13 protein-coding genes and 1 pseudogene are annotated in these 17,162 nt (G+C 59.9%); 9 read left to right on the top strand and 5 right to left on the bottom strand.

The window, feature by feature from the left end; all coding sequences use genetic code 11:
* Positions 1-64: 64 nt before the first annotated feature.
* From traF to AX725_RS02890, 3 genes are read left to right on the top strand one after another with little or no spacing between them, the layout of a single operon-like run.
* Positions 65-217 (top strand): conjugal transfer protein TraF, encoded by a 153-nt coding sequence (gene traF / locus AX725_RS20315; protein ID WP_502685937.1) that lies wholly within the window; start codon positions 65-67, stop codon positions 215-217.
* Positions 217-1,671 carry a conjugal transfer protein TraH gene (locus AX725_RS02895; RefSeq protein ID WP_202184362.1) on the top strand — a complete coding sequence of 485 codons (1,455 nt, stop codon included), beginning with the start codon at positions 217-219 and terminating at the stop codon, positions 1,669-1,671. The genes traF and AX725_RS02895 overlap by 1 nt, the downstream gene beginning before the upstream one ends.
* 29 nt (positions 1,672-1,700) lie before the next feature.
* Positions 1,701-4,481 (top strand): conjugal transfer protein TraG N-terminal domain-containing protein, encoded by a 2,781-nt coding sequence (locus tag AX725_RS02890; RefSeq protein WP_082737518.1) that lies wholly within the window; start codon positions 1,701-1,703, stop codon positions 4,479-4,481.
* Positions 4,482-4,525: 44 nt separating this feature from the next.
* On the opposite strand, the gene AX725_RS20840 is transcribed toward AX725_RS02890, so the two are convergent.
* Positions 4,526-4,741: a hypothetical protein gene (locus tag AX725_RS20840; RefSeq protein WP_156442067.1), complete on the bottom strand. Its 216-nt coding sequence runs from the start codon at positions 4,739-4,741 to the stop codon at positions 4,526-4,528.
* Positions 4,742-4,920: 179 nt separating this feature from the next.
* Here AX725_RS20840 and AX725_RS02885 point away from each other — a divergent pair, with 179 nt between their 5' ends.
* Positions 4,921-5,703 (top strand): GntR family transcriptional regulator, encoded by a 783-nt coding sequence (locus AX725_RS02885; protein ID WP_066114845.1) that lies wholly within the window; start codon positions 4,921-4,923, stop codon positions 5,701-5,703.
* A gap of 13 nt (positions 5,704-5,716) precedes the next feature.
* Here the strand turns inward: AX725_RS02885 and AX725_RS02880 are convergent, their stop codons facing one another.
* The 4 genes from AX725_RS02880 to AX725_RS02865 all read right to left on the bottom strand — a co-directional run bounded on the left by AX725_RS02880 (position 5,717) and on the right by AX725_RS02865 (position 10,974).
* Complete coding sequence (locus tag AX725_RS02880; protein ID WP_066114843.1) at positions 5,717-6,382, bottom strand: hypothetical protein; 666 nt, start codon at positions 6,380-6,382, stop codon at positions 5,717-5,719.
* A 30-nt stretch (positions 6,383-6,412) separates the two neighbouring features.
* Positions 6,413-6,622: a hypothetical protein gene (locus AX725_RS02875; protein WP_066114840.1), complete on the bottom strand. Its 210-nt coding sequence runs from the start codon at positions 6,620-6,622 to the stop codon at positions 6,413-6,415.
* Positions 6,623-6,757: 135 nt separating this feature from the next.
* Positions 6,758-9,832, bottom strand: a complete 3,075-nt coding sequence (locus tag AX725_RS02870; RefSeq protein ID WP_066114837.1) for an AAA family ATPase — start codon at positions 9,830-9,832, stop codon at positions 6,758-6,760.
* A complete protein-coding gene (locus tag AX725_RS02865; RefSeq protein WP_066114836.1) occupies positions 9,829-10,974 on the bottom strand; it encodes an exonuclease SbcCD subunit D in 1,146 nt (381 codons plus the stop codon). The genes AX725_RS02870 and AX725_RS02865 overlap by 4 nt, the downstream gene beginning before the upstream one ends.
* A 73-nt stretch (positions 10,975-11,047) precedes the next feature.
* On the opposite strand from AX725_RS02865, the gene AX725_RS02860 reads away from it, so the two are divergent.
* From AX725_RS02860 to AX725_RS02840, 5 genes and pseudogenes are all read left to right on the top strand, one after another.
* Complete coding sequence (locus AX725_RS02860) at positions 11,048-11,821, top strand: BrxR family transcriptional regulator (RefSeq protein WP_066114834.1); 774 nt, start codon at positions 11,048-11,050, stop codon at positions 11,819-11,821.
* Positions 11,766-12,218 carry a DUF7830 domain-containing protein gene (locus AX725_RS21750; protein ID WP_482758729.1) on the top strand — a complete coding sequence of 151 codons (453 nt, stop codon included), beginning with the start codon at positions 11,766-11,768 and terminating at the stop codon, positions 12,216-12,218. Before AX725_RS02860 ends, AX725_RS21750 begins: the two co-directional genes overlap by 56 nt.
* A 59-nt stretch (positions 12,219-12,277) precedes the next feature.
* A pseudogene (locus AX725_RS21745) lies at positions 12,278-12,524 on the top strand (PIN domain-containing protein); the annotation flags it as partial.
* A gap of 213 nt (positions 12,525-12,737) precedes the next feature.
* Positions 12,738-14,189: an amidohydrolase family protein gene (locus AX725_RS02845; protein ID WP_066114832.1), complete on the top strand. Its 1,452-nt coding sequence runs from the start codon at positions 12,738-12,740 to the stop codon at positions 14,187-14,189.
* A gap of 367 nt (positions 14,190-14,556) precedes the next feature.
* Complete coding sequence (locus AX725_RS02840; protein WP_082737517.1) at positions 14,557-17,070, top strand: TonB-dependent receptor plug domain-containing protein; 2,514 nt, start codon at positions 14,557-14,559, stop codon at positions 17,068-17,070.
* The last annotated feature ends 92 nt before the right edge of the window (positions 17,071-17,162 follow it).

The raw sequence follows: 17,162 nt of genomic DNA, 5'->3' as shown, positions 1-17,162 counted from the left end.
TCGGAACGGTCGGGATGCTTAGCGTACGTTTTCGAACATTCTCTCACCGGCCCCCTACCAGCGCATGGGCTTGCAGGGCGGCACCGTCCCCGCGCTCGTTCTGTTCGACACCCAGACAAAGCAGCCCATTCCGATCGGTTACGGCGTGATGGCGGCCGACGAGGTCATGCAGCGCATCTTCTATCTGACCAAGATCGAACCGGGGAGCGACTACTGATGGCACACAAGCCCATGAAAGCCTTAGGGAGCCGTTTGCTCGCGCCGATCCTGAGGCGCTCAGGCATTGCCCTGTCGGCGCTGGCCGTTGCCAGCATGGCCGGTGGCCCCGTTCACGCGAATGTCGGCTCTGAGCTTAACAGCTTCTTCAATGACATGGGCGCTGCTGCAAACGCTACCGGGCCGGTAGCCTACCAGGGTCAGTCTGCTGGCTATTATTCGGGCGGTAACATCTGGACCCGCTTCCCGCAAAGAAGCGTCAACCCGGTCAATCTCCAGTTGCCCTCGGTCAAGGCTGGCTGTGGCGGCATCGATGTCTTCTCGGGCTCCTTCTCGTTCATCAACTCGGACGAGATTGTGGCGATGCTCAAGGCGACAGCCAACAATGCGCTGGGGTTCGCGTTCCAGCTCGCGATCAAGTCGATAAGTCCGCAGATCTCCGCCACGATCGAGGAAATGGCCCAGAAGGCGCAGCAGATGAACCAGTTCAACATGAACAGCTGCGAGACCGCGCAAAACCTCGTCGGCGGCCTGTCGGGCAAGTCCGATCGCATGTCCTCGGAGATCTGCAAGTCGATCGGGAACAGCCAGGGCTTGTTCTCGGATTGGGCCAAGGGGCGCCATGAATGCGGGACGGGCGGTCAGCGCGAGGCGACCCTGAAGGCGAACAAGGATCCCGCCATTCCGGCGGCCAGTTACAATTTCACCTGGGAAATGTTGAAGCAGAGCTACCCCAGTTTCTCGGTGAACTTCCGCGAGTACCTGATGACCTTTGTGGGCACGGTCATCTTCTACCAGGACGGCGATGCCAGCGGCAAACGCGGCTACCAATTCGTCGGGCAGGGAGACCGGGCTCTGCTGACCGCGCTGCTCGATGGCGGGGGCTCGGTCACGATGCTGAAGTGCGACACGAGCGACCAGTGCCTCAACCCCACCACGCAGAGCATGTCTGTATCTGCCTCGCAGGCCCTCAAGCCGCGAGTGCGGGCAATGATCGAGAGCATGAACGGCAAGGTGCGCAGCAACGCTGCTCTCACGCCTGACGAAATCGGTTTGCTCGGGGCGACCACCATTCCGCTCTACAAGATCATCTCCGTCAACGCGGCCGCAACGCTTGGCGGCATGACCGCCAACGACATGAATGATCTTGCCGAAATCGTCGCGATGGACCTGCTCGATGCGTTGGCGCAGCAATACTATGGCTACGCCTCGCGCGGTGTCGGCTCGTTCCAGAACGCCAATGAGGAAGCGCTAACACAGTGGCGGGCGCAGATCGTCTCGGTTCGTCAGGTGCTCGATACCTATTCGCAAGGCATGAACCTCCGCCTTGAGCGGACCCAGCACGTCGTCCAGCGCGCCGTCTTCCTTGAGGGTACGCTCCGCAACAACCTTTCGCCTCAGATGTCGGCTGCGCTGCGGTTCAGTACGTCCCTCTCCAACCAGGGCCTGCAATAGGTCCGACCCCGCGGCAGGAGGGACGAGCGATGATGGAGATCTTCACGATCGGCGGGGGCGAGTATCTCGTCAATGTCTTCAACGCGGTCAGCGCCTGGACCGGGGGAGGGGGCTTTCGCGCCCTGCTGCGCGTCGTGATGGTGATCGGGCTCATCTACACTCTTCTGATCGTGGCCTTCAGTCTCGACTGGCGTGCCTGGTTCAACTGGTTCCTCGGCGCGACGCTGATCTATGGCGTGCTGGTCGTACCCGTGACTTCGGTCCGGATCACCGATCGCCTCAACCCTTCGCTTGCACCCGCGACCGTTGCGAACGTGCCCATCGGTCTGGCCATGATTGCCTCGGTCAGTAGCCAGGCCGGTGACTGGCTAACACGCACGGCCGAGACGGTCTTCGTGATGCCTGGTGCCTTGCAGATGTCGACCAACGGGATGATCTACGGGGCCCGGCTTTGGGACCGCACCCGCGACTTCCACATCCGGGATCCGCGCATCAGCGCGAACCTCGGCGAGTATTTCAAACAGTGCCTGTTCTACGACATTCTGCTGGGGCACACCTCGTTCGACACCATCGCCAACTCGAACAACATTCTTGCGGACATGGGGCCGGGGTCTCCTGCGCGCGCCATGAAGTTTCTGCCGGCGGGCGGGCCGCCCACCATCGTCACATGTCAGACTGCCTATAACGAGCTTCAGACGGGCATTGCGGCCTATACAGAGCGGGGTCTGCAACAGGAGGGGCGTAAGCTGTTTCCGGGCTTTACGCCGGCGCTGGCAAGGGCGAAGCTCGTCTCTGACCTGCCCGTCATAGCAAACCAGTTCCACGGCAGCTCGCAGACTGCCCAGCAGATCTTTCAGCAGCGTTCGCTGGTGAACGCCTTTCTTGAGGCGCGTGCCAACCTTGGAGCGGCCGATGGCGATACCTTTGCAATGCTTCGGGCTGAGGAGCAGGCACGCAACACCTATACCTCGATCGCACAGCAGGCGATGACATGGGTGCCGCTGCTCAACATCGTCCTGACGGTAGTCTTCTACGCGATGTTTCCGGTTATCTTTCCGTTGTTTCTCATGCCGCGGACCGGGACGATGGCGCTCAAGGGCTACTTCACGGGCTTCTTCTATCTTGCGGCGTGGGGCCCCCTCTATGTGGTCCTGCACATGTTCATCATGGACCGTGCATCCGACTCCCTGAACGCGACCGCGCCTGGCGGCATTACGATGGCCGGCATGGCGGGGGTCGATGCAGTCAACGCCGATACCGCGACGATCGCGGGCTTTCTGATGATGTCGATCCCCTTCCTTGCTGCTGGAATGGCGAAAGGGGCGATGGCGGTGTCGTCGCAAGCGACCTCGATGTTGGCACCGGCGCAGGCGGCAGCCGAAGCTGCCGCAGTCGAGCGTACGACCGGCAACTATTCCTACGGGAATGAGAGCTTCATGAACCTGTCGAGCTTTAATCGGCAGTCCGAACAATGGAATGCCGCGCCATCCTTTACTGGCGGGGCACCGGTTGTCTCCACGGTCAATGCGAACGGGACGACGACGAAAACCATGACGGATGGCGCCAGCGTCTTTGACACGTCGCCGGGCATGAGTCGCCTGGCGTTCGGCGCATCGCTGAGCCAGTTCGCCAATGCCGAGCGGCAGCAGACCCTCTCTGAACTCGAGACGGCGCGGAATACGCTTTCGGAGGAACGGTCGCGTGCGGTTGCCTTCCTTGACCGCGCGTCGACGCGGCAAACAAGCGGGGTGCGCAACTCCAGCGGAAGCGAGAGCTCGTCCGGGTATCGCTCGGGCGAGAACCTGCAGCGGTTCGACAATCAGTCGCTGGATGCCAGGGACACCGTCAGCGAAAGCGATCGTGTCACGCGCTCGAGGGGAGATCAGCAAACCAACATTGATCGTCTCGAGACAAGCCGCAGCGGTAGCATCGGGCTGTCCGGCAGCGTTTCCGGCTCTCGAGGTGGCGATGGCGGACTTGGAGGCAAGGGTAGTGTGGGTGCAAATGGAGGTGTCCAGGCGGGCATCAGCGGCAGTCGCCAACGTACGGACGTTGTCTCCCGAGGAAATGATCGGAACGAAACGCAGGGCTTCGACTCCTCGACATCGGACAATCGTTCGAATGGTTCAAATGCCACGCAAGACAGTGGCAGCTATGCTCAGAGCGGAAGCTTCAGCCGGAGCGAGGGCTATTCCGAGAACGCCTACTCACGCGAGCGCGCACTTGAGGAGATCCGGCGCATCGATCAGCGGATTGCCCAAATTGATGAGCTGGCGACGTCACTCACCGACAGCACCTCAACACGGGAGGGATATGGCGCCAATCTCGCCTTCGACATGAGCCAGATTGTGGCAAGCCGCTATCAGGAAAAAGCAGCCGAACTCGGGATCACTGCCCCCAGCCTTGCTCGCACCGACTACAGTCCGCAAGAGCAGGCCGCCTATGAGCTTGTCGCGCGCGAGATCATCTCGGATTACTACGATCAGCGGGTGGCACCTTTCAATGATATCATCCCGGACAAGGGAACACTTACCGGCAACGTCGCTGGGCCGGGTAGCTTCACTGAATCTGACCTTAGGGCTCGGACGCCGCAGCGATCTGGCGGATCCCCGCGGAAGCTTGGGGAGGGATCGACCGATGGCTCGATTGGTGCTCGGATAAGCGAAGGGCAGGGGAGCCTGAAGGAGCGCTACGAAGCCAATGGCACCCGCTTTGGTGAGCGGCGTCAGGAATTTGACGAGGGGCGTTCCGCTTCAGGCGATGCTGAGGATCGCTTCAATGAACGGTTCTATGATCGCGATCAGCGATAGAGCAGATTGGAAGTTGGAGCGGCGCCCAATATGGGATCGACCAGCTACCAGCTAAGCAAGCCGAGCGCGATGAAACCGATGGAAACCAAGATCACGATCCAAGGTCCAACGCTGCTTTGGCGGTGGTCATTTAGATGAGAGTGGGCATCGTTTTCTGGAATACGTGATTTCAAAAAATCTGGATCACCATTCCCAGTCAAATCGTCAGGGATTGCCCGTTTCGAGAAATCGACAGCTCTCCAGTTTTCAAAGTCTTCCATCGCTTTTCTCCAATCGACACATATCATTATCATGTATCAATGACAACGATTGGAGGTGGCATAGGCAACTGGCTGGAGTTAAGGGAAGCACCATAGGAGGCTGCATTTCGCAGGCGTTATGCTAAGTTGAAACCCGTAGAGAGCGGCAAGCGCCATCGCTGGCGGGCCGTGGGGAAGTCATGCTGTCGAAGATAGACGCGACCTATATCGAGCTGCGTGAGCGGATCATGCTGGGCGACCTGCCGCCCGGCACTTCGATGACCGCCGACGACATTGTCGCGCATACCGGCGTGTCGTTGACGATGGCGCGCCATTTGCTGGTGTCGCTGGGCGTGGGTGGCTATCTCACCAAGCGTGGCCGTGCCTATGTCGTCTCGACCTTCACGAGAGAACAGATCGAGGAATGGCGCCTTGCGCTGGGAGCGATTGTCGAGATCGGTGCTCTTCGTCTGGCATTGGCAGGCGGTGCGCGGCTGCAGGCAGTGGCCGAGAGCCTTGAGAAGGACGTCCGCAGCCATGCCGTGGAGGATGAGGCGTTCTTTCTGGGGGCCATGTCTTTCGCCACGATCATTCTGGGAGGACCGCAGAGCACCTTGTCCGAGCTGGTCGAGCAGTTCATCCCGCAGGCCTTTTTCAGGCTGCTCTGGCTTTCGGACATCTATGCCGAGCGCACGGGTTTCCTGGTTGAAGCTGCGGACAGCTATCTGGTCGCGGCGCGCGCGGGTAATCTTGATGGCGTACGGAGAGCGAGCCGCTTCTTCTTCGATTCAACCGCGCCGGCGCTCCACAAGTTGATCGAGCAGATGGAGCGCAAAGAATTTCCAAAGGGTGCCCAATATCACGCGCTGCAGGCCATCGAGCCCCAGGTCAGCGGGCTGCCGACGTATACAGGGAGTACGAAGGCGGCACGGCCGCTGCTTGGCCCCTTGAGCGATGCCGTCGCGGCCGCGCATCCATTGTAGGAGTGCTCACCTGTCAGCTCGCAAAGGCGGGCTGCCGCGGGTGGATCCGCATGGCAGTCGCAGCGGCAGCGCAATCGCGCGCAGCGCCCTCACAAAGCAACTGGACCATGGTTCGGGCTGACGTGGTCATGCCCTCGATATCGCTCAGTTCAAGGGTCGCCGTCCGGGCATAGACCTGTGCAACGCTAGCGCGCCTCGCATATTCCTCGAGCGTGGGGACTTCGCCTGTTGCTGTGACGACGCTGACCATCAGCTTCTGGTGCGCGAGGAGTGAGGCAAGCGCTTTGCCGGACGCCGCAGTCCGCTCGAATGCTTCTAGCCGCTTGAGGATCTCAGGGATGGCAGGGGAACGGTCCATCGAGACCAGTCTGACGATAGCCGTTGCCTCTATCCCGGCCAGAACTGCTTGCCGCTCCCACATCTCGTTCTTTGTCGGCCGATACCACACAAACCTCGCCACATCGGCCACAACGAAGCCAAATGCGCGAAGCTCGCCGAACGCATATTCGCCCCAATCCGCGCCTTTCCCTGAAGCCTCGGCGAGAAGGCGTGGATCGGGCTCAAGGGGTACACCGTCGCCCCGGATCACCGCGCGGCGCAGATGCTCGATATCGGCATCTGCACTCTTGGCGAGCTTCTCGATCGCGGTCCGATAGAGCTGGTCGATTCCGTTGGGCATCGCTGAAGGATAGCAGCGAAGGGTGGATCATCAACCGCTTGCTGGCCATTCGCCCCCGTTGAGCTCCTTCACCAATTCAGCAATCCGCTTCCATTCAATTGCGGTTTCATCGAAGGGATCATGCGTCAGAATTCGTGCGCAAGCAGCGTCGATCTGTTCAGCATCGACAGGAATGCTAGCATCCGCCCGATATGCTTCAATGGCGGCGAGCAAGCGCTTGAAATCCTCGTAGTGCCCCATCAAAGCTCCCGCTCAAAACTGATTCAAATCTAGGCCGATAATCTTCAAACTGTCGAGCCATTTTGCAGATTATCGAAGGCTTCGCATGTCGTTACTTCGCTGTACTGCAAGGCAAAACCATTGCCGATTGCCCAATTAGGCAGTCCTGACCGTGATCTGGCTTCCGTTTGTCCCTTTGTGGACAGTGAAACCGTTGGGAACTGCCTGCTGAACCAAAGGCACGTGCGAGATAAGTCCGACCGCGCGCCGTTCGCCCACGATATTCTGGAGCACCTGCAGCACCTGATCGAGTGTGCCGGCGTCGTTATCCGTGTCGAGGCTGCCGAAACCTTCATCGATGAAAATGGTGTCGAGCCTGATCGCGCCATTGGTCATCTCGACGATGTCGGAGAGGCCGAGTGCCAGGGATAGGGCGGCAATGAAGGTCTCGCCGCCCGAAAGCGTGATGATCTCACGGGCGCGGCCGGTCTCGATATCGTGGACGCGAACATCCAGACCCCGCTTTGACCGTCCTCCGATGCTCTCGGTATCACGCTCGAACCGATATCGGCCGCTGGTCATCGGATCGAGGCGCAGGTTCGCCGCTTCGAGAACCTGATCGAACATCGCACCGATGGCGAATGTTTCGAGACTGGTTCGCGTCTCGTTCTGACCGTCGAAGGCTTCCGCAAGACCCCGCAGCGCCCCTGTGGACTGCTCAAGGGCTTGAAGGTTCTCAAGCTGGTCTGCCAAGCTTGCCCGAAGATCGACAAGCGATTGGTGCTTCTGCTGAGCAGCAGCGCTTTGCGTCACGGCATCGTCTGATGCGGCCTGTGCTTGAACGCAGCTCAGACGGTAGGGCTCTAGGCTTTGCCGCTGCGCGTTGCCGACCGCATTTCTTGCCATTGTGTCGCGCGCGCGTGCTTCGGCAAGGGCGGTGTCAAAGCCCGCGATTGCCTTTTCCAGCGCGGGGATCTCGGTAATATCAGGGATCGCCGCACGATAGTCTGCTTCGGCCATCCCTAACTCAACAAGGCGGGCTTCGAACGCGGTCTTCTTCGCCGTAAGGTCGATCTCGGCATCGCTGATCGCGGTCGTGGCGCTTTGCAGTGCGGCTGCCGCTTTGATGGCAACGGCATCTAGCTCGCGCTGCTTCGCGTCGGCATCGGCGAGGGCCTGCCTCCGACCGCTCAGGTCTGTGGTGGCGGCATCGATTACGGTCTGCAGATCCTCTTGCTGGCGCAGGTTTTCAGGGACGGATGAAATCCGCTCGTCGTAGGCTTGGCGGGCCAGTGCCTCGGCAGTCTTGGCCTCTCCGTGCGCGTCGCGAGCTTGCTGGAGGGTCTCTGTCGCTGCCAGCTTGCGTTTGCGTGCGTCATCCAATTGCTGGGCGAGAAGACCGATATCAATATCCGGGCCCAACGCATGGATCTGGGTAAGGACGTGCTGCAAATCGCCCTCGAGTTCGATCACAGCGCGCTTCGGCTCGGTGTGTCCCTCCAGAGCCGCCCGTTTTGCCTCGAGTGTGGCACGGGCCGAGCTGGCAGCCGCTTGGGCCTCGCGGTCGGCTTTGGATGCGGCCGCCGCTGCGCCCTGAGCATCTCGCCACGCCTTTTCGAGCGCGCTCGCATCACCAGAACCATGCGCAGGTTCGGGGTGATCGCTTGCGCCGCAAACCGGGCAGGGCTGCCCATTCTGCAACCTCTGGGCAAGGACGCTAGCCTGCGCTGCAATAAAGGCTTGTTCGTGCGCCTCAGCTGCAGCCACGGCCTCGGCATGGCGAGACTGTGCTTCCTGGGCGATAGCCGCTGCTTTGGCATAAACGTCTTGTGATGATTCCACCGCACGCGCTGCCTTTGCAAAGGCCTGCGCCGCGTCGAGCTCGCTGTTCAAACCGTCGCGAGTTCCATTCAGCTTCTGCCGCTCAAGAGCACTGGCTTGGGCGGCACCGAGGGCGGACTCTTTCTCTTCGCAGAGGTCAGAAGCCTGCGTCTCAGCATCAGCCGCTAGGGAATGAGCCTTTCTCGCCCGCTCCAGCACTACCACGGCCGTTTCAAGATCAGCCTGACGCTCGGCCGAATCCACCAGAACCTGCTTATGGCGGTTCAGCTGGTCGATATTGCGCGCGAGGTCCTCGATCTCATGCTCGCGTGAGCGAAGATCGCGCAGTGTCGCACTCGCCAACGATAGAGCATCGCTTGCTTGGCGCGCTGCAATTTCAGCGTTGGCGTGTGCTTGAATTGCTGTGTTGTAGCGCTTCTGGGCATCGGCAACGCTGGCGTCGAGATCCGACATGCGTCGTGCCAGCTCCGCCCGGGATTTGCGAGTTCGAATCGTCTCGAAAGTCTGGCCCTGTGCTTCGAGTTGCTTGAGCGCAGCAGAGGCAGCCTCTACCTCGGCAAAGCGCTTTTCCTGTTCTTCAGCGGCTGCATAAGCCTTGTTGGCCAAGGCGAGCACGCCCGCTGTTTCAGAGACTGCCAGCTGAGCAAATTCGTACCGTTCAAGTGCTGATGCGATGCCGTCGGTGAGCTCGTCCGAGCTGGCGAAGCCCTCGAGCTGAAGACGGCGCCCGTGAAGGCGATAGCCATCTTCGATCTCGCGCCTGATGTTCGCGGCGTCCGCTTTGAGCTTTTCCGTGAGCCGGCGGTAGAGCGATACGTCGAACAGCTCCCGGAGAATCGCGAGCCGGTCTTTGCTGTTCGACACCAGGAATCGCTCAAACCTGCCTTGCGGCAACAGGACGATCTGGCGGAACTGTTGTGCGCCATAGCCGAGAAGACCTTCGACATGGCTGAGGACAGCGCTAACTTTCCGCTCAGCAAGCGGTACTCCGCAGCAGTCCGGACCGACATCGTCAATTGCGACGTCCGATACATCGAACAGCCAGGCAGCGTGTGGCTGCATGGTGTGACCCTCGCCTCGTGCCTTTGGCCGGGCCTGATCAGGTTGCCGCCTGACGTAGTATCGCTTGGCTCCCAATTCGAATTGCAGGCTGACTTCGGTCAGGAGATCCTCAGGCGCGAAGTCGGACCGCATGGTCCCGATGCCTTGTTCCTCCTTGGCCCCTTCGCCAAACAGGGCGAAGGAAATCGCGCTGAAGATCGATGACTTGCCTGATCCGGTGGGGCCGTAGATCCCGAAAAGGCCGGCGTCCGTCGCTTCGCGAAAATCGATCGCTTCGGCGCCGCCATAGGGACCGAATGCGCTGAGGGTGAGCTTGATCGGTCTCATTGGTCCCCCTCCAGCGTCGCGAACGATCGCAGCGCGGCAGCCACGATCTGCCCTTCATCGTCTGAAAGCGGCTCACTACGGACAAATTCGAGGAATGCGGAGGAAAGCGTCTGCGGGTCATCAATAGCTGCGCGCTGTTCTTCGAGGCGCTGCTCTACTGGCCGCTCGTTGCGCTCGTAGGAGAGTTGAACGGCATTGGGATAGAAGGCCCTGATCCTTTTCATCGGATCGATTTGCAGGGTTTCGTCCGTGAGAACGACGCGGACGATGTCGTTGGACACCTCGGTGGTCGCTAGCAGTTCGAGCAGCTTGCCCCGAATGGCTCTCACTTGACGTAGCGGTTTCAAGGGAATTTCGGTGACCGTTGCAGCGCCGTCGGCCGCAAGGTCAATCAGGCTGACCGACTTCTGCTGGCCCTCCTCATCGAAGCCGAATGCGAGCGGCGCTCCGGAATAGCGGATGTGGTGCTGTCCGACTGGTTGCGGGCGGTGGAGGTGCCCAAGGGCCACGTAGTGCGCCCCTTCGAAGGCCGCCGCCGATACGGTCTCAATCCCGCCGACCATTCGCGTCAGGGGGCGCTCGCTTTCGCTGGTCGCGGCGCCGTCGACAAAGGCATGGGCCACCACAACCCATCGCATTCCCTCGGCTACGTACCTGCGAGCGCTCGCAAGCTGGGCCCGGATGACGTCCGCAGGGCAGGCGATGGCGTCGTCTTCGAAGCACAGGCGCGCGGCATATTCGAAGGCAAAAGGCAGAGCTGAAATGGCCACCGGTCCATGGTCGTCGGCAATCACAAGCGGACGCTCATCTTCATCCAGTGGTCCGCGCACAATCGCCGCACCGCCATCCGCAAGCACGCCCATCGCACCGATCTGCGCTGCGGAATCGTGGTTGCCTGCAATGATGACAATTGCCGCGTCGGAGGTTGCGCGTACCGTGGTCAGGAACTGCGAGAGGCGGGTGATCGCGCTTTGGGGAGGATTAGCCCGATCGAAAATGTCGCCAGCAATGATCACGACATTAGGCCGATGATCATCGATGATTGCAAGGATCTGGACGAGGATATGGTCGTGGTCATCATCGAGGGACAGGCCATGGAATTGGCGGCCCAGATGCCAGTCGCTGGTGTGCAAGATGCGCATTAATGTGTCCTCGAATCCAAGTGCATATAATTTTTATATAGACGAGGCGGGGGCAGTCAAGTAGGGTTCGGGCATGGACGATCCTGCCCTCAAGCCTGCGATGCTTGCCCGCTTGGTCTATCTCGACCGGGTTCTAACGTGGCGCGGGCAGGTGAACCGCAAGGACCTCATTGAGCGCTTCGGCATATCGTCTCCTCAGGCGGCAATTGATCTGAGGGAGTATCTCGAGCGGGTTGCAGAGCCGAAGCCCCGCTACGACACAGTACGAAAGTGCTACGTCGCCGACTCTCATCATCGCGGCCTGCCGTTTGTCGAGGATGTAGGCTCACCGGATGAGTTTATCGGCCACTTCGCGACGGAGGGCTTTTCCGTTCTGCCTTCGCCTGTTCGGCAGTGCCCCCCACTCGTGATGCGGCGTCTCTGGCAGGCAATCGAGCAGCGCCAGAAAATCGAGATCGGCTACATGTCGATGTCGAGTGGGCTGCGGCAGAACCAATGGATTGCGCCTGCGCATTTTGCCTCCGACGGGGAGCGCCTGCACGTTCGAGCCTGGAGCTTTCACCACCGCGAATGGCGCGACTATGTTCCTATCCGGGTTCTGCCTGAGAGCACATTTTCAGTGGCACCGATCGCTGAGGACCTTCCGCGCGATACTGACTGGGAAGAGCTGGTAGAAATCCGGCTTAGGCCGCTGAGTAGTCTGACTGCAGAGCAGCAGGCCGCAGTTAGGCTCGAGTATGGGTTCACGCAGGAAGTTCTGAGCTTCGACGTCCGCAGGGCCCTCGAATTCTATGTCGAGCGGCGCTGGGGCCTCAATCGAGCGGGAGCTCGCCTGGAGCGTTGTTAGCTTCGGGATTCGTTTGAAGTCTTCTGCGGCTAGAAAGGAGATGACCATGGTTGGGAACACGACAGTCGATCCGCTAGCATGGGCATCGGCGGTGACGAAGCCGGAGATTGACGCAGTAAGGAACCCGCGAACTGGCCATGTGCTCAATGTTCATCGTCTGATTCGGGTGTTCCGGTATGAGCGCGCGATCCTGTTGCGCCAGAAGCTCAAGGCACTCGTCAAACGCGGCGAAGGACGCTTGGTCTGCGCGACGTGCGGTGTTCCGGTCTATCTGGATGAGACGCCGACAGGTCTCGTGCTGCGAACGGCTGCCCAGGCTGTTGCGCGCGCGCAAGCATTGGCGAAGCAATACACCGCAGGAAAGCCGGATGCGTCGGTCGATGCTTTCCTCGCCTAGCGCCGTGAGGACAGCGACGAGTAAGGGATATTGTATAGGATGCCTCCGCCCTAATCGCCATGCTCAAGGGGGAGAAGGGTGCCGACAAAGTCGCAGCGGCAATCGCAGACGCCCGGATATGCACGATCAATTATGCCGAAGCGGTCATCCACTTCATCCATCTTAGCATGCCTGAACGCTAGGTCGACGCAATGGTCGATCCTCTGAATTGCGCTGGCGCAGCGCGACGGTCTGCCGACATGGACTAGTGACCAGAGCTGGAGAGCAGTTGCCGATGTCGTCAAAGCCAAAGTCGTCGCTATTCGAATGTCCAGCGGGAAGGGCAGGGCGGTTGCCACCTCACCGGTAATAAGCCGCCAGTATCCTGCTAGGCAGCTCCTGTGGGTTTCTCCCTGATAGCGGAAATTCTCAAACCGACCCCGAAACGGTCGTAGCGATAGCTCTTGCGCTTAAGTCGTTGGTCCTGCGATAAGCCTTTCGGGGGCGGCAATAAATCGCAATTTCCTGAAGCGGAGTTACATGGTTCGACGGATTGGCATCTGGTCGCTGGGCATCTTCGGAGCGCTGTCCCTTGCCATGTTGTCGGGCGTTTGGATGATTTTGCCGCCCGATGTTTCGGTGCCGCCGCGTTCCGACCGGATGATTGCTAAGGTTACGATCTGGAATCCCGGCGAGCCCTTGCAGCCCGATCAGACCATCACCGTCAAAGACGGGCGCATAGCCGAAATCAGACCAAGTCGGCCAGATGACGATCCGCCGATTTGCCCCGACTGCATCGTCATGCCCGGCCTGATCGACGCCCATGTTCATACGCCGCCACAGCTCGCAATTGGCAACCAGCGCCTGTTTTCGCTGCTCTACCTGAAATACGGGGTCACCAGTGTTCGCGACATGGGGCAGACCGACGACAATATTGCAGGTTTGCAAGCCGAACTTGCAGGAGGGCGGATCGCCGGCCCCAGAATGTATCGCTGCGGCCCGGTGCTGGATGGCGAGCGGCCGAGCTGGCCCAGCGCCTTGTCGGTGATCGACGCAGCGCAGGCGATCAGCGCCGTGAAGACCCTCAAGGCAAGCGGCGTCAATTGCATCAAAACCTACTCGGGGCTGCCCAAAGCTGCATTTGATGCAGCCGCTGCCGAAGCAAAGCGGCAAGGCCTGCCGCTGGTCGGTCACACGCCGAATGCGGTAAACCTTCGCGATGTGTCCGATTTCGAAGTCCAGCACTTCACCGGCATTCCCTATCTCCGCAAGCCGCCGCCTAAGGGCTTCGACTATCGCTCTCAGGATGTGTCCGGGATGACCAGAGCCGACATTGCCAAGGTGATCGCGCTGATGAAGGCCAACCGCATATCGATCCTGCCGACACAGGGGAACCAGAAAGCGCGGTTGACTGCATCAGACCGGCAGCGGTTCCCTCCGACCGAAGGCCTCCGGCATCTCCCGGCCTTCTGGGAGCAGGCCTGGCCGATGATCGTCGCGCACCCCGAAAGTGGCGAAGCTGTTGCCGCCGACCTTGATGGCATTGTGGCAGAGCTCGCTATTGTCGGCAAAGCCCGTTTGGCCGGTATCGATGTGCTGGCGGGGACGGATGTCGTCATGCCCTATGTCGTGCCGGGCGAGTCCCTGCATCTCCAACTGGCGATGTTGTCCGACGCCTTTGGCAGCAACGAAGCTGCACTCGCCGCTGCGACGGGGGTCAATGGCCGCCATGTTGATCGGGGCAAGGTTGGCCGGATCGCGGTCGGCAACTTTGCCGACCTGTTGATTTTGCCCAAGGACCCGCGTTCCGATTTAGCAGCGGTGCGGGATTGGCAGTTCCTGATGGTCGGCGGACGAATGTATCGGCGCGCACAGATCGACGCGGCGGTCGAGAGCTATGACCAGCATTTCCGCGGAGCCTACTACGAGACTGTGATGAACGGACTCGTCAGCATTCTAGCTTCCGGCTTTAGCCGCGACGAGGGTCATTAGTCCGATGGATTGAAACCGGTCTTTTCGATCGGCAGCCTGCGGCCGACAGACCCCTCCGGTCGCGGCAAGAGCCGCCATTCGCCAATCCACCCAGACCCAGTCATGAGTCGGGCCCCTGTTAGATCCGGAAAGCTGCCAGGCAGCTTTAACGGGCTGAGCGTCAAATTCCGTGATCAATGCGCCGCCGATTAGCACGCCCATCGACAGACAGCCCCAGTCGGCGTCTCCCAAAATCGATTATACCATTTTTGCATGCTATCTCACAAAATACGTATTTGCGGTTAGGCTTAGTTTTCGACAACCTGAGATTGGGCAATGTTCGGGTGCTGCCAAGGGGTGTTGCGACCACAATCAAAGGAAACGGGGCATGTTGGAATCTGGTCTCGAAGTGCGTGCGAGAGTGTCTGACGCGGTTTCACTTCTAGCTCTTTTGACGGCCGTGACGGCTCCAGCAGCGGCGCTGGCGCAGGATCAGTCCGACCCCGACGACGAGCAAGCAAAAAAGGCCGAGCAGACGATCATTGTCACCGGTACCCGACGGGAAGGGGTGACCTATCTTGAGTCCGCGCGTCCGGTCGACATCATTTCTGCTGATGTCCTCAACCGGCAGGGAGCATCAAACTTGAATGATGCCCTGCGTGTCGCAGTGCCGTCGCTCAACGTCCAGCAATTCGTGGCGCAGGATGGATCTGCCTTTGTCCGTCCATTCAGCCTGCGCGGTCTGCCGCCAGACCAGACGCTGGTCCTGCTCAACAACAAGCGCCGCCATCGTTCGGCACTGGTGCAGATCACCAATCAGCCGCTCGCGGCAGGTGCGCAAGGATCCGACCTTTCGAGCATTCCCACGATCGCGATCAAGAGCATCGAAGTTCTGCGTGACGGCGCGGCAGCGCAATATGGTTCGGATGCTATAGCGGGCGTGATCAACTTCCAGCTCAAAGACAACTCCGACGGGCTATCGATGACAGCGCGGTATGGCCAGTTTTATGAGGGCGACGGCGAGGATGTGACGCTCGCGGCCAATGCTGGTTTTCCCGTTGCTGACGGGTTCATCAACCTGAGTGGCGAATATGTCCGGTCAAAGCCGACATCTCGCGGCGCCCAGCGTCCGGATGCGCAGGCTCTGATCAATGCCGGCAATACTGCCGTGCCGGTACCCGCCCAACGTTGGGGCAACGTGAACACTGAAGCTGCACGTTTCCTGCTGAATGCCGAGGTGCCCGCCTCTGATAATGCCACGGTCTATCTGTTCGGCAACTATGCGTGGAGCGCCGGCAATACCGAGTTCTTCTACCGTAATCCGGTGACACGGACAGACATCTTTCGCAGTGTTCCATTGACCACCACGCCGGGCGGAGCAAGGTTCAGTTTCACCTCGCAATTTCCAGGTGGCTTCACGCCAATCTTCGGGACTGACATCGAAGATCTTAGTATCGCGGGAGGGTTGCGCGGCGACTTCGGCGATCTGCGATATGACCTGGCCGCGATTGTCGCTCAGAACCGGGTCCGTTATGAGCTTTCGAACACTGTGAACCCGTCCCTTGGTCCGCAGTCGCCGACCAGCTTCAATGCCGGAAAGGTGACTCAGCGCGAGACGCAGTTCCATGCCGATTTCGTCTATCCATTTGAAATCGGTCTGGCAGACCCGCTAAACGTGGCCTTCGGTGCTGAGTATCGGCGCGAGGCGTTTGAGATCACCGCCGGCGAAGTGGCTTCTTGGCAGGCTGGTCCTTTTGCCCGCGTGCTCGATCCCGACAATGGCAACCTACCGGTGGGTCTGGCGGTGGGCTCGTCAGGCTTCCCAGGGTATGCGCCGTCCTCAGCTGGCACGTGGTCGCGATCAAATTTGGCGGCGTATCTCGACGTGGAAGGCGACCTGACCGACAGGCTCAATTTGGGCATCGCCGGGCGGTTCGAGGATTTCTCGGATTTCGGCAGCACCTTTAACTGGAAGGTGTCAGGGCGCTACGATCTCACCGACTGGATGGCTGTCCGTGCGTCCTACAGCACTGGTTTCAGGGCACCAACCCCGGGGCAATCAAATATTTCGGATGTTGCCACCAATATCGATCTCGTGACCGGCGGACTCCTCTTGACCACCACTCGTCCGCCGAATGATCCGGTCGCACAATTCTACGGCGCACAACCCCTAGATCGAGAGAAGTCGAAGAATATCGCTGCAGGCCTGGTATTCGATATCCCGGGCGGATGGGTTTTTACGGCCGACTATTTCAACATCAAGGTCGATGACCGCATCGCGCTAACCTCGCGCATCCCGATCACCGCAGCCGATCGTCTGGCCATGGCAGCGCAGGGCATCGATCCCGGCGATGTACAGACAGTCAGGTTCTTCGGCAACTTCTTCGATTCCCGCACTGAAGGTGTCGACTTTGTCTTCTCCAAAGATTGGCGACTGGGAGTTGGTACGCGCCTGGGGATCAACGCTTCGCTCAACTACACCAAGAACGAAGTGACCAATGTTCGAGACGCAAGAGCGGTTGATCGCGAACGCAGGATCGAGATCAACAGTTTCAATCCGAACTGGCGCGGCAGCATTACCAGCACGCTTGAAACAGGCGCATTCTCCGGGCTACTGCGCGCGAGCTATTTCGGCAGTTGGACCGACGCCGTTCCGAACGCCGTTCCAACCCCCAACGCGTTCGATCAAACCTTCGGCGCCGAAGTGCTCATTGACCTCGAGCTCGGGTACGACGTAAATGATCGTATCAATCTTGCGATCGGCGCCAACAACCTGCTTGATGCCTATCCGGATCGTGATCAACGCATCGGACAGCGGAACAACGGAATAATTTATCCGCAGTTCTCTCCCTTCGGGTTCAGCGGCGGCTTCTGGTACGTGCGCGCGAACGTCAATTTCTGAGCCAATGTCGCAATCGCGATGCCGACGCTTGCATTAGGAGGGCATAGCGTGGGAGGTACGCCAAGCAACGCTAAGGACGAACAATACCGGAA

Source organism: Blastomonas sp. CCH9-A1 (genome assembly GCF_001557175.1).
Classification (GTDB): domain Bacteria; phylum Pseudomonadota; class Alphaproteobacteria; order Sphingomonadales; family Sphingomonadaceae; genus Blastomonas; species Blastomonas delafieldii_A.
This window is presented reverse-complemented; position numbering and strand designations above follow the sequence as displayed.